Raw genomic sequence first — 11,710 nt, 5'->3', positions numbered from 1 at the left:
GTGGTGTGAAAATACGAGAAAAATTTACAGAATCAGGTGTCGTTTTTCAATTTTTTAGGAAAAAAACAATAAAAAATGATTAAAAAGCCCTTCTTTTCGTCGAAAGATAGGGCTTTTTTCTTATTGTAAAAAGTCCCAATCTTTAAGAAACTTAGTTTATATGACATCATGTTGTCTTTTTCTACTTAAGACCTAGGTTAGTGCGTACGGATTAGATTAATTGTCGAAAAAAGGATTAAGTTAGGAAGTGCGCAGTGCCTTTCAGCAATCCAAATAGGAGGAATGAGCTAGTGAATCTATTGAATAACAGTAGCTTTCAACGGCTTCAAAGCGGATTGGACGCAGCGAACCTCAGAAACACGGTTCTGTCGAACAATATCGCGAATGTGGACACTCCCCATTTCAAGAGATCTGCGGTTACATTCGAAAGTCTTTTGAAGAAAGAAATGGGAGGGACCCAATTATCCCTCTCCGGCAGAAGGACAGATCCCAGACATTTTGAAATCGGACGTTCCAATCGGATTCCTGATGCTGTAGTTCTAACGGACGAAACAAGCTCCATGAACAACAATCAGAACAATGTCGATGTGGATCGAGAAATGTCACTGCTCGCGGAAAACCAGCTCCGCTACAATTCCTACGTACAGGCTGTTAACGAGCAAATTCGAATCATGCGGACAGCGATCGAAGGGAGATAACATGACATGAACATCAGCAACAGCTTCGCAATCAGCGCATCGGCGCTTACGGCACAGCGTCTACGGATGGACGTCATCTCTTCCAATATTGCGAATGCGGAGACAACAAGAGCCCGCATCGTCAATGGAGAAGCGGTTCCGTATAGGCGGAAAACGGTTGTTCTTGAGCCTGGGCAGGCTTCGTTTGAGCAGATGCTAAGGGCGGAGATGTCGGGCGGACAGGCGTTTCAAGGGGTAAAGGTAGGCAAGGTTCAAGAGGACCAATCTCCTCTGAAGCTGGTCTATAATCCGAACCATCCGGATGCTAACGCCGAAGGTTATGTTTATATGCCTAATGTGGACATCACCAAAGAAATGGTGGACATGATTTCAGCCTCTCGCTCCTATGAAGCGAACGTTACAGCGATCAATGCCTCCAAAGCTATGATTATGAAGGCTCTGGAAATCGGTAGATAAATAATTGCTCTAAATACATAACCATTGCTGGAGGGAAGAATTTCATGATTCAAAATACAATGTTCAGTACCGCGCAGGTACAGCCTCTTCAATTGCAGAACAGCGTTGCGGCGAAAGCGGCGCCGACCGAGACCATCCGAGAGTTCAGCTCATACTTGGGCGAAGCGCTGAATGCGGTAGCTTCCCAGGAAAAAACGGCCCACGTCATGAGTGACAAATTGATGCTCGGCGAAGTTAACGTGGATCAGGTGATGATAGCAGGCCAGCAAGCATTGTTAAGCATACAGCTTACCACACAGGTCCGAAACAAGGTGGTAGAAGCCTATCAGGAGATCATGCGTACGCAAATCTAAAAGTTTCTAGCAAAGTTTCGGATGGGGTGACGATGTGAACGAGAGAATTTCCCAATATCGGGATAAAGCGACCCAATATTGGAGCCAGTTTAGCCAAAAACAAAAAATAATGCTGATTGCAACGATTGCGATTCTGCTCATCGCGCTGATAGTTCTAACGGTCCAATTTTCCAAGACCAAGTATGAGGTAGCGTTCCGAGACCTGAATTCAAGCGATGCCGCTGGCATTATCAGCTATCTCGAATCCCAGGGGATTGGCTACCAATTGAGCCCCGATGGGCAAAGCATTTCAGTGCCGAGCACCCAGGCTGCCCGGGTAATGGTTGATGTTGGGTCTCAAGGCCTAGTCCAGAACGGGACGATCGGCTTTGAAACGTTTGAACAGAATTCCTCGGCAATCGGCATGACTGAAAATGAATTTGAAGTGAAATATGTAAACGCGCTGAACGGCGAAGTGGAGCGACTGCTTGAAAAAATGCAGGGCATCCAAGACGCTACCGTGCTTCTCAATCTGCCAAAGGAAAGCGTGTTTGCATCCACCGGCAATGAAGATAAGGCCAGTGCTTCGGTAGTGCTTCAGTTCAAACCGGGCTTCCGTCCGCATCAGGAAGCGATTGACGGGTATTACAACCTTGTCAAAACAGCGATTCCGAATCTGCCGATTGAGAATATCACCATCACCAACGATGAGGTGGAGCTGCTTGCCACTGCCAAAGGCGGTCAAGGCGGTCTCATGGGCAAAGTTGAAGAGAACTTCGCTCTTCAGAAGAAATTCGAGAACGATGTTAGGCAGAACGTACAGCAATTTCTGTCCAAGTATATGGGCTCCAACAAAGTCAATGTTCTGGTTGCATCCAAACTGAATTTCGATCAGGTGCAGAGCAAAGAAAACCTGGTGACCCCTGTGGATGAAGAAGAGATGAGGGGCATCGAGCTCAGCGTCCAGGAAATTCAGAAGAACTATTCCGGAACAGGTAGTCCAACGGGTGGTGTAGCTGGAGTCGGTGAAGAAGAAATCGCAGGCTATCCAGGCGATGCGTCCAGTGGACAAACAACCTCAGAAGAAGAATCAAGAATTGTGAACTACGAGGTTAACCGGATTACGAGAGATATCATTGCCAGTCCATATGTTGTTAAAGATTTAACCATAAATGTCTCGGTTGAACCACCTTCGGGACAAGAAATTTTGGATGACACGACAAGAATGGCGATTGAGAACATTCTGGTCAACATTGTTAGAGCTTCACTTTCAGATTCCGGCTCTAACTATACAGACGCACAATTGGCACAAAAAGTTTCGGTTGTTTCGCAGGTAATTAATACTAATCCGGATACGCCGCAAACTCTTCTGTCCCAGCCGCTGCTGTGGGGGATTGGTATCGCTGCACTGGCTCTCATTGCCGGAGGCGCATACTTCTTCATTCGCAGACGCAGACAGCAGGAAGAAATGCTGGAAGACGATGTTCCGCTTCCTCCTGCTACGGAGTTTCCATCGGTCAATCTGGAAAGTGTCACGAACGAGAGTCAGGTTCGCAAGCAGCTTGAGACACTGGCCAAGAAGAAGCCGGATGAGTTTGTCAATTTACTTCGCACATGGCTTGCTGAGGAATAGAGGTGGTAGCGTTGGCCAAGGGAAACAGCACGGAATTGAGCGGTCGTCAGAAAGCCGCAATATTGTTAATTACGCTCGGACCTGAAGTGTCCGCCCAAATATTTAAACATTTAAGAGAAGAAGAGATTGAACAGCTGACACTTGAAATCGCGAATGTGAGAAAAGTGGAAAGCGATGAGAAAGACACCATCCTGCAGGAGTTTCACCAGATATGCCTGGCTCAGGAATACATATCACAGGGCGGCATTAATTACGCGAAGGAAATTTTGGAGAAGGCGCTCGGTCAAGAAAAGGCTCGTGAAGTTATTAACAGACTGACCGCTACGCTTCAAGTTCGGCCGTTTGACTTTGCACGCAAGGCGGATCCGGCACAAATTCTGAACTTTATTCAGAATGAAAATGCACAGACCATTGCGCTCGTATTGTCTTATCTTCAGTTCGAGCAGGCATCTGTCATTCTTTCCTCTCTGCCGCAGGAGAAACAGGCTGAGGTTGCACGCCGGGTCGCTGTGATGGACAGCACTTCGCCGGAGGTCATCGCCCAAGTGGAGCGAGTGCTTGAGCAGAAGCTGTCCGCGACAGTCACCCAGGATTACACAAGCGCGGGAGGAATCGAATCCATCGTTCAGATTCTGAACGGTGTAGACCGCGGAACCGAGCGCACGATACTCGACTCGCTTGAGATCCAAGATCCGGAACTTGCCGAAGAGATCAAGAAACGGATGTTTGTATTTGAAGATATCGTCAATGTGGACAACCGTTCCATACAGCGAATTATCCGCGATGTCGAGAATGCCGACTTGCAGCTTGCGCTCAAGGTGGCAAGCGAAGAGGTGCGGGACGTTATATTCCGCAATATGTCCAAACGCATGGCCGAGTCCTTCCGGGAAGAGATGGAATACATGGGACCGGTTCGGCTGCGTGATGTTGAGGAAGCACAGAGCCGGATTGTAAGCACGATCCGCAGACTCGAAGAAGCGGGCGAAGTCATTATTGCTCGTGGTGGAGGGGATGACATCATTGTCTAATTTGATCAAATCGTCCCATTATAAGCCCATGAACGAACCGGCTGCACTGGATCTTGCCCGGCATTATCATGTGCCGGTTGAGGAGCAGTCTGAAGAAGAGGTTCCGAAAGGTGTTGATCCCGCGGTAGCGGTAACGCTGGCCGAGGCTGAACGAATGAAGGATGAGATGCTCAAGGATTCCCAGGAATTCGCGGAAAGACAGCTGAGGGAAGCTTCGGAGGAAGCGGAGCGGATGCTGGCTGAAGCGAAAGAGCAGATTGACGCTTGGTGGGAGGAACGAAGACTCCAGGACAACGATTTATCCGAAGCCTTGAAGTCGGAAGGTTACCGGCAAGGCTATGAAGAAGGCGCGGCAAAAGCCGAGCAGGAAATGAGGGAGCTGCTGGATAAGGCTACTCATGAAGCGCAGGAGCTGCTCCAGCAGGCTTACCGGGCCAAGGAAGAACTGATACAGGAAGCGGAGCCCTTTCTTGTGGAACTGAGCTGTGCGATTGCCGAGAAGGTCATCGAACGGCAATTGACCGTCGAGCCTGAATTGATGGTGGAGCTAATACGCAAGAACTTGTCCCGCAAACGAGAAAAAGGCGTGATCTCGCTTTGCGTCGCACCCGAGCATTTTGAATTTATATACGCGGCCCGCGAAGAATTGGGGCTGGTGATCGATTCACAGGCAGAGCTGCAAATACTGCCTGACGCGACGGTTCAGGATCGAGGATGCGTCATCCGCTCCTCCTTCGGAAGTGTGGATGCGCGAATTGATACTCAGCTGGAAGAGATCAAGAAAGAGCTGGTTCGAATAGCTCTGGAGGATGAGGAGCGAAGAAATCAGGATGAGGACGCTTGACAGCACGCGTTATATTGACCAGCTTCGGCATTTGGATCCGGTTCGAATTAACGGAAAAGTGACGCAGGTGATCGGGTTGATGGTAGAGTCCGAAGGGCCTGACGCGAGCATCGGGGATGTGTGCTACATCTATCCGACCAAGCAGTCCAAGCCCTTGAAGGCCGAGGTTGTCGGGTTCAGGGACAACAAGGTGCTGCTGATGCCGCTTGGCGAGCTTCATTCCATCGGACCGGGATGCGATGTGGTCGGTACGGGGAAACCGCTTAGCGTACAGGTTGGGTCTGAACTGCTGGGCAAGGTGCTTGACGGTTTGGGGCAGCCGCTTGACGGCTCGATCATTCCGGCGCGGATGCCGCACTATAACACCAACAACACGCCGCAGAATCCGCTTAATCGGCCACGCGTCCAAGAGCCGATCAGCATTGGCGTTCGGGCGATTGACGGATTGTTGACGATCGGCAAGGGGCAGCGTGTCGGCATCTTCGCCGGTTCCGGTGTCGGGAAAAGCACGCTGATGGGCATGATTGCAAGAAACACGTCAGCGGATGTCAATGTTATTGCCCTGATTGGTGAGCGCGGTCGTGAGGTGCTGGATTTCATTGAGCGCGACTTGGGCCCGGAAGGCCTGAAGCGCTCGGTCGTCATAGTGGCGACCTCGGACCAGCCGGCGCTGATTCGGATTAAGGGGGCGCTCATCGCGACGACGATAGCAGAGTACTTCCGCGATCGGGGACTCAACGTCATGCTGATGATGGATTCGGTCACCCGTTACGCCATGGCTCAGCGTGAGGTTGGATTGGCAGTTGGCGAACCACCGGCGATGCGGGGTTACACCCCTTCCGTTTTCGCCAGTCTGCCCAAGCTGCTGGAGAGAGCGGGCACCGGGCCGACAGGCTCGATCACCGCATTTTATACGGTTCTGGTGGATGGCGATGATATGAACGAACCGATTGCGGATACGGTCCGGGGAATTCTTGATGGACACATTGTGCTAAACCGGGGAATTGCCAATAAGGGACATTTTCCGGCCATTGACGTACTGTCCAGCATCAGCCGTGTCATGAAAGACATCGCGCCGGAAGAGCAGATCGATGCAGCGGACAATGTGAAAAGACTGCTCGCCGTTTATCGGGACTCCGAGGATCTGATCAATATCGGAGCCTATCAGCAAGGTTCAAACGCAGACATCGACGAATCCATCGAGCATATTCAACGGATATGGGATTTCACGAGACAGAAGGTAAATGAAAAGACGACATTGAGTGAGGTTCAGGAACGACTGATTTCCGAGTTCTCAAGGAGATGACTGTGACGAATGAAATTTCATTACGCATTCCAGAAAATCGTGGATCTGAAAACGAATGAAAAACACCAGGCAGAATGGATGCTCTCCAGTGCCATCGGGAAACTTCAGGCGGAAGAGAAAAGCCTGCATGAGCTGTATGAGCTTAGAGACGAGATGTACCGTGCCCAGGAAGAAGCCGTAGCGAAAAGAGCGCCAGTGGCTGAAGTGAGGAATATCCAGCAGTACGCTGAGTATTTGGAACAGTGCATTCATCGCAAGCGTGACGACATTCGCCGGGCTCATGTCAATGTTGAGAAGAATCAGAAGTTTCTAACCGAGAAGATGATGGATGAAAAGGTATGGCTCAAAGCCAGGGAAAAATCCAAGGAAAGGTTCCGGCATGCAAGTCTCCTTCGGGAACAAAACGAGCTGGATGAAATGGCAACGGTGCGTTTTGCGATTAAGGCTCGTTAACGGTCATCGCCATACCGCCGGGTTAAGGCGAAGGAGGGATAAGAGTGGCTAGAAACGACGATATGCCAATAGACAAAGAAGAGTCAAGCGGAGGATTCGAGCGAATTCTGTTAATCCTCATTCCGGCTATCTTCACCATCGTTCTGTTAGGCGCGCTGGCCGTTTTTTTCAGGTCTGATGTCCGGGACGGTGTACTTGATTTTGCAAACAAAATTCCGATTGTGAAAGACTGGGTTCCCGATCCGGTGCTGTCGCCGGAGGAGCAGAAGCTTAAGGAGGCCAAGGAGCAGGAGGAAAGCGCCGAGGCGACCATCGCGGAGCTCAAGAAGCAGCTTGCAGAACGGGAAGAGGAAATCGCTCAGTTGGCTGAGGAAAAGGAAGCAGAAGCCAGCAAAGTTCAGCAGCTAGAGTCTCGGATCGAAACAATGGAGAATCAGGCAACTGCAGTCGAGCCGGTTGAAGAAGACGATGAATATACGAAGCAGATTCGCGAGTTGGCCAAGCTGTATGCGGGGATGAGCCCGAGCAAGGCAGCGCCGATTATGCAAAATCTGACACTGGAAGAAATGGTGCTCATGCTCAGTGAAATGAAGAGCGCCGACCGCTCGGCGATACTGCAGCGTATGGACCCGAAGGTGGCCGCTGATGCCACGATGATGCTGAAGGACGCGAAGCCATCCGAAGACTTGGCAATAGCAGCGCTTCAGTCGCGGCTGGACCGGAATGAGTCGCAGTCGACGCAGAGTACATCAGCCAACCTCGATCAGAGCCAGCTGAATCAGACATTTGCAGGAATGACGCCGGCGAATGCAGCAGATCTTCTGATGCAGATTTACAAGATTAGTCCTGGCAAGGCCATCACGATTTTGAATTCTGTCAATGACGCTACGCGTTCCCGAATTCTTGACGCGATGTCCCAGAAGGATGCCGAAGTTGCGGCAAGGGTGTTGAATCGACTCATGGGCTCCAACTAAAAGCGTAATCGCTTGGAAAGGAGGTGAGAAAGATGACATTAATTCAAGGCGCAGTTCCTTCGATCTCTTCTGCATCGACGGTCGGGAGCACAAGCAAGGCGGGCACAGCAGGAGGCACTGCATTTGAAGCCGTGCTGGTATCCCAATTGTCAGGCCAGGGGGCATCGGAAAGCGAAACTGCAGCGGCAGTGGCGCTGCCGGTTCTGCCTGCCGAATCGGATGAGGCGGTGGACGGGCTAGTAGAATTGCTCACGCAACTGCTGGATGATCTGGATCTGCTGGATGAAGCATTGGCAGAAGATCCGTCGCTGTTACAGCAGCTGCAGGCTTGGCTGGCTCAAGCGAATCTTTTGATTCAAGGAGACAAGCAGACGGCAGCGGGGAAGACGGCAGAGGCTGGCGATGGAGAGGCTTTGTTGCCTCCTTTGGCGATGCATAGCGACACCGTCCGATTTGCGGTACAGGATACGGTGGCCCAGCTGATCGAGAAGGTGAAATTGCTCGGCTCACAGGCACAGCATCTTGAGGCACCGATGAAACAGCTCGTTCAGGCATTCCAAGGTTTGATGGGTGAAATACGGCACACAGATCAGACGTCCACCGCGTTTGGCCGCATGCTGAACGATCAGGCCGGACAAGCTGCACCAACGAACACGGCTCATGCAAAGGTTAGTGAGCAGGCTGGAATGTCCAATGGGAATTCTGGCACAGCAACCGGATCGAATCCGAACCCAGCGCCGACCATTCGTGTGGAAGGCGAGGCTCTGAAGTTTGAGTCGCTCTTCCCGGAAGGCGAATCTTTGCTGGAACAGGGAACGGTTACGGCCGGACAGCTGGCGCTTCGCTCTGGAACGCAGGTAGCGATTAAGCCAGCAGCACCACCAGTGCCGGTGGAGAATTTCGCCAATGAGATGACCAACTTCATTATCAACAAGCTGGAGATCGTCAAGATGCACGGGGCAACGGAAGCGAGAATTTCCTTGAACCCGGAGCATTTGGGGCAGGTTGACATCAAGCTGACGATGCAAAATGGTCAGTTGATCGCTCAATTCATGACGCGAACGGCCGAAGCGCGGGAGCTGATTGATCAGCAGATGGCTCAGTTAAGAGCGGCGCTCGCGGCACAGGGCCTGCAGGTGGAGAAGATCGAGGTGACGCAAAGCAGCTCCTCTTCGACCGCATATCTGTACCAGGATGGCCGTCAGTCCGGCTCCGGACAGCAGCAGTCGCAGCAGCACCGATCCCAAGAGAAGGACAGACCGAATGATGATGCCGTTATTGCTGCGGATCTGACAGAGGAATGGAACGACTGGCTCGCATCCGTTCAAGCTGAAGAGGAAGAGCATGGAGGCACATTTACAGCAGAAGCCTAATCGCGGGGAGGTGAGTAATCATGGCGGAAAATGTCAGTAATGTTGGCTTTAGCAATGTAGAGCCTGGCCATACCCGTTCGAATTCGAAGGACAAGACGGTGCCTGGCGGCGAGCTCGGCAAGGACGAGTTTTTGAAAATTCTCGTGGCTCAGCTTCGTTATCAGGATCCGCTCCAGCCGATGCAGGACCGGGAATTTATATCGCAGATGGCTCAATTTACTTCACTGGAGCAATTGATGAATATCAACTCCCAGCTGAACCAGTTGAGCCAGTCGCTTGGCGCGGCATCAAGCTTGATCGGCAAACAGATCAGCTGGATGGTTCTCCCGGAGGGCGGTACGCAATATCAGATGGAGAGCGGTCTGGTGGAGTCCATTATCGTCCGGGACGGCCTCACATATGCCAAAGTCGGGGTGAACGAAGTACCGCTTAACGAGATTGTGAAGATTGAAAATGCGGCTGTGCCAGAGACGCCTGAGATGCCGCAGACGCCACCTGCACCAGATAGCGGAGCTAGCGAGCCGGATACAGGCGCAGATGGGGCCGGGGAGAGCAGCGGCGATGAACCGGCCGGAGGAACAGGACCATGAGTGAACGAATGACGATTGGTCAGCTGTATTCCGGCACGCTTCACCCGGCAGCGATTCATCGGGATCGCTCACAGGCACATTCACCATCCCATAGTACACCAGGGTCCGGTGAGTTCCGTAAGCTCCTGAATGAAAATTTGCTGAAGATCAGCAATCATGCCGCCAAGCGGCTTGAGCAGCGCGGCATCGAGCTGGAAGCGGATCAGTTGGTCCAAATTCACAGCGCGATTGAGAAGGCGGCTGCAAAAGGAAGTAAAGAATCCCTGATACTGATGAAGGATATGGCGCTCATTGTGAACGTGCCGAATCGCACGGTTGTAACCGCCATGAATGGCAAAGCAATGGTTGACAATGTATTCACCCAGATCGATAGTGCAATTATCATTTCATAAACTGGCTGGCCCGACTAGGAAGCCAGGCGGCCGCTGATCGACAGATGCGGTCCATTAAGAAAGGGGATAAACGATGCTAAGATCCATGTACTCCGGTGTATCCGGCATGAGAGGATTTCAGACGAAGCTTGACGTGATCGGCAACAATATTGCCAATGTGAACACGGTAGGATTCAAGGCCAGCAGGGTCATGTTCAAGGATATTATGAGCCAGACCTTGTCCGGGGTTACCCCAGGAACGGAGGACCCAACCGGCGGGATTAATGCCAAGCAGGTTGGACTTGGCGTGTCGCTGGGTTCGATTGATACGCTGCACACGCCGGGAAGTGCGATGCTGACCAACTATCCAACGGATATGCGTATTGACGGGGACGGCTTCTTCATGGTTTCCCTGGGCGAAGAACAAGAGGTGCCGTTCTTGACCCGTGCGGGTGATTTCCATATTGATGTGGCTCGCAACCTTGTAACCTCCGATGGATTTTTGGTGCTTGATGCAGAGGGTGAGCCTATCGCTCTTGAAGAAGGAGTCACAGCTTTCACCATTTCTCAGAATGGAACCATCATTCAGAGAATGGAGGATGGAACGACTGAGGAAGGCGCGACCATCGGCATTGCCGTAGTTCCCAATCCTGAAGGCTTGGAAAAAATCGGCGGCAATTTGTATCGCGTGACGCTGAATGCTGTGCCTGATGGTGAACTTGAGGATTACATCTCAACCGGCAATGACCCAGAGCTCGGCACCGGAGCCATCATCACCGGTCAGCTTGAAATGTCCAACGTGGACCTGACAGGCGAATTTACCGAAATGATTGTGGCCCAGCGCGGCTTCCAGTCCAACTCCCGGATTATTACGACCTCCGATGAGGTTCTGCAGGAAGTGGTCAATCTGAAGCGTTAAGGTGAATGACGGGAGGGGTGAATTCCCTCCCTCATAATAAAGGAGGTCTGTCCATGATATCGGTAACGAGGATTAACGGTTCACCCATGTGGCTTAATGCTCTCTTGATTGAAATGGTTGAAGAGACTCCTGACACTTACATCACTTTAATCAACGGCAAGCGCATGATTGTGCTCGAGAGCGCAGATGAAGTCATCGAGGCGGTCAAGGCGTATCATCGCGAAGTCGGTGTGCATCAAGCAACTATTAAAGTGCAGCAAATGGAGGAACCTTCATGAAAAAGATGTTTCCGTGGATCATCACAATTATGCTATCGATCACGCTAATTGTGCTTGCCGTGTTCGTGTTGTCCAACTCAAACGGCAAGAACGATGCCCAAACGGCGGCGACAGTGAAAGTCAAACCGCACATGTCAGCTGACGAGATTGTTGAAGTAACATCGGAAATCACCGGCATCAAAACGAATCTGGCTGATCCTGATTACATCATTTCCGTCGCATTTTCCATCCAGCTTAGCGATAAAAAAGCGAAGGAAGAGTTCGATAAAATCAAGGACATTAAGATTAAACCGATCATCATCAAAACGCTGGCTGATACGAACCCGGATACACTCAACGGTTCCAAAGGCCGTGAGCAGTTTACAAGCAAGCTGATGGACCTGGTGAACGAATCCATTACAACAGGGAAAGTCGTCCAAATTGATATTGCTGACGTTCTCGTAGCTGGAATATAG

At 51.2% G+C, this 11,710-nt stretch carries 15 protein-coding genes; all 15 read left to right on the top strand.

What is annotated here, in order from left to right:
- Positions 1-290: 290 nt before the first annotated feature.
- The 15 genes from flgB to CHH67_RS13615 all read left to right on the top strand — a co-directional run bounded on the left by flgB (position 291) and on the right by CHH67_RS13615 (position 11,710).
- Complete coding sequence (gene flgB / locus CHH67_RS13685) at positions 291-698, top strand: flagellar basal body rod protein FlgB (protein ID WP_095265749.1); 408 nt, start codon at positions 291-293, stop codon at positions 696-698.
- Positions 699-704: 6 nt separating this feature from the next.
- Positions 705-1,154: a flagellar basal body rod protein FlgC gene (gene flgC / locus CHH67_RS13680; protein ID WP_095265748.1), complete on the top strand. Its 450-nt coding sequence runs from the start codon at positions 705-707 to the stop codon at positions 1,152-1,154.
- 44 nt (positions 1,155-1,198) lie between these two features.
- Positions 1,199-1,507, top strand: a complete 309-nt coding sequence (gene fliE, locus CHH67_RS13675) for a flagellar hook-basal body complex protein FliE (protein WP_095265747.1) — start codon at positions 1,199-1,201, stop codon at positions 1,505-1,507.
- A gap of 34 nt (positions 1,508-1,541) precedes the next feature.
- Positions 1,542-3,119, top strand: coding sequence for a flagellar basal-body MS-ring/collar protein FliF (fliF, locus tag CHH67_RS13670; protein WP_095265746.1), 1,578 nt, complete (start codon positions 1,542-1,544; stop codon positions 3,117-3,119).
- Between the two features lie 11 nt (positions 3,120-3,130).
- Positions 3,131-4,147: a flagellar motor switch protein FliG gene (gene fliG / locus CHH67_RS13665; RefSeq protein WP_095265745.1), complete on the top strand. Its 1,017-nt coding sequence runs from the start codon at positions 3,131-3,133 to the stop codon at positions 4,145-4,147.
- Positions 4,140-4,991 carry a FliH/SctL family protein gene (locus CHH67_RS13660; RefSeq protein ID WP_095265744.1) on the top strand — a complete coding sequence of 284 codons (852 nt, stop codon included), beginning with the start codon at positions 4,140-4,142 and terminating at the stop codon, positions 4,989-4,991. Before fliG ends, CHH67_RS13660 begins: the two co-directional genes overlap by 8 nt.
- The gene (fliI, locus tag CHH67_RS13655; RefSeq protein ID WP_095265743.1) at positions 4,978-6,297 is read left to right on the top strand and encodes a flagellar protein export ATPase FliI; all 1,320 of its coding nucleotides are present in this window, start codon (positions 4,978-4,980) and stop codon (positions 6,295-6,297) included. The genes CHH67_RS13660 and fliI overlap by 14 nt, the downstream gene beginning before the upstream one ends.
- 9 nt (positions 6,298-6,306) lie before the next feature.
- Positions 6,307-6,750, top strand: coding sequence for a flagellar export protein FliJ (gene fliJ / locus CHH67_RS13650; RefSeq protein WP_095265742.1), 444 nt, complete (start codon positions 6,307-6,309; stop codon positions 6,748-6,750).
- A 44-nt stretch (positions 6,751-6,794) separates the two neighbouring features.
- Positions 6,795-7,724 carry a MotE family protein gene (locus tag CHH67_RS13645; RefSeq protein WP_095265741.1) on the top strand — a complete coding sequence of 310 codons (930 nt, stop codon included), beginning with the start codon at positions 6,795-6,797 and terminating at the stop codon, positions 7,722-7,724.
- A 32-nt stretch (positions 7,725-7,756) separates the two neighbouring features.
- Positions 7,757-9,097: a flagellar hook-length control protein FliK gene (locus CHH67_RS13640; protein WP_095265740.1), complete on the top strand. Its 1,341-nt coding sequence runs from the start codon at positions 7,757-7,759 to the stop codon at positions 9,095-9,097.
- Between the two features lie 20 nt (positions 9,098-9,117).
- Positions 9,118-9,687: a flagellar hook capping FlgD N-terminal domain-containing protein gene (locus CHH67_RS13635; RefSeq protein WP_095265739.1), complete on the top strand. Its 570-nt coding sequence runs from the start codon at positions 9,118-9,120 to the stop codon at positions 9,685-9,687.
- Entirely contained in the window at positions 9,684-10,079 is a 396-nt protein-coding gene (locus CHH67_RS13630) for a TIGR02530 family flagellar biosynthesis protein (RefSeq protein WP_095265738.1), read from the top strand. Before CHH67_RS13635 ends, CHH67_RS13630 begins: the two co-directional genes overlap by 4 nt.
- A gap of 73 nt (positions 10,080-10,152) precedes the next feature.
- Complete coding sequence (locus CHH67_RS13625; RefSeq protein WP_095265737.1) at positions 10,153-10,977, top strand: flagellar hook-basal body complex protein; 825 nt, start codon at positions 10,153-10,155, stop codon at positions 10,975-10,977.
- A gap of 53 nt (positions 10,978-11,030) precedes the next feature.
- Positions 11,031-11,255 (top strand): flagellar FlbD family protein, encoded by a 225-nt coding sequence (locus tag CHH67_RS13620; protein WP_095265736.1) that lies wholly within the window; start codon positions 11,031-11,033, stop codon positions 11,253-11,255.
- Positions 11,252-11,710: a flagellar basal body-associated FliL family protein gene (locus tag CHH67_RS13615; protein WP_095265735.1), complete on the top strand. Its 459-nt coding sequence runs from the start codon at positions 11,252-11,254 to the stop codon at positions 11,708-11,710. Before CHH67_RS13620 ends, CHH67_RS13615 begins: the two co-directional genes overlap by 4 nt.

Source organism: Paenibacillus campinasensis, from assembly GCF_002272015.1.
Classification (GTDB): domain Bacteria; phylum Bacillota; class Bacilli; order Paenibacillales; family Paenibacillaceae; genus Paenibacillus_AQ; species Paenibacillus_AQ campinasensis.
This window is presented reverse-complemented; position numbering and strand designations above follow the sequence as displayed.

Bases quoted from the DNA above. Each gene is read 5' to 3' on its own strand.
- fliE (WP_095265747.1), top strand. From the start codon at position 1,199: ATGATTCAAAATACAATGTTCAGTACCGCGCAGGTACAGCCTCTTCAA.
- CHH67_RS13640 (WP_095265740.1), top strand. From the start codon at position 7,757: ATGACATTAATTCAAGGCGCAGTTCCTTCGATCTCTTCTGCATCGACG.
- CHH67_RS13620 (WP_095265736.1), top strand. From the start codon at position 11,031: ATGATATCGGTAACGAGGATTAACGGTTCACCCATGTGGCTTAATGCT.
- CHH67_RS13635 (WP_095265739.1), top strand. From the start codon at position 9,118: ATGGCGGAAAATGTCAGTAATGTTGGCTTTAGCAATGTAGAGCCTGGC.
- CHH67_RS13630 (WP_095265738.1), top strand. From the start codon at position 9,684: ATGAGTGAACGAATGACGATTGGTCAGCTGTATTCCGGCACGCTTCAC.
- CHH67_RS13625 (WP_095265737.1), top strand. From the start codon at position 10,153: ATGCTAAGATCCATGTACTCCGGTGTATCCGGCATGAGAGGATTTCAG.
- CHH67_RS13615 (WP_095265735.1), top strand. From the start codon at position 11,252: ATGAAAAAGATGTTTCCGTGGATCATCACAATTATGCTATCGATCACG.
- fliJ (WP_095265742.1), top strand. From the start codon at position 6,307: ATGAAATTTCATTACGCATTCCAGAAAATCGTGGATCTGAAAACGAAT.
- flgC (WP_095265748.1), top strand. From the start codon at position 705: ATGAACATCAGCAACAGCTTCGCAATCAGCGCATCGGCGCTTACGGCA.
- fliI (WP_095265743.1), top strand. From the start codon at position 4,978: ATGAGGACGCTTGACAGCACGCGTTATATTGACCAGCTTCGGCATTTG.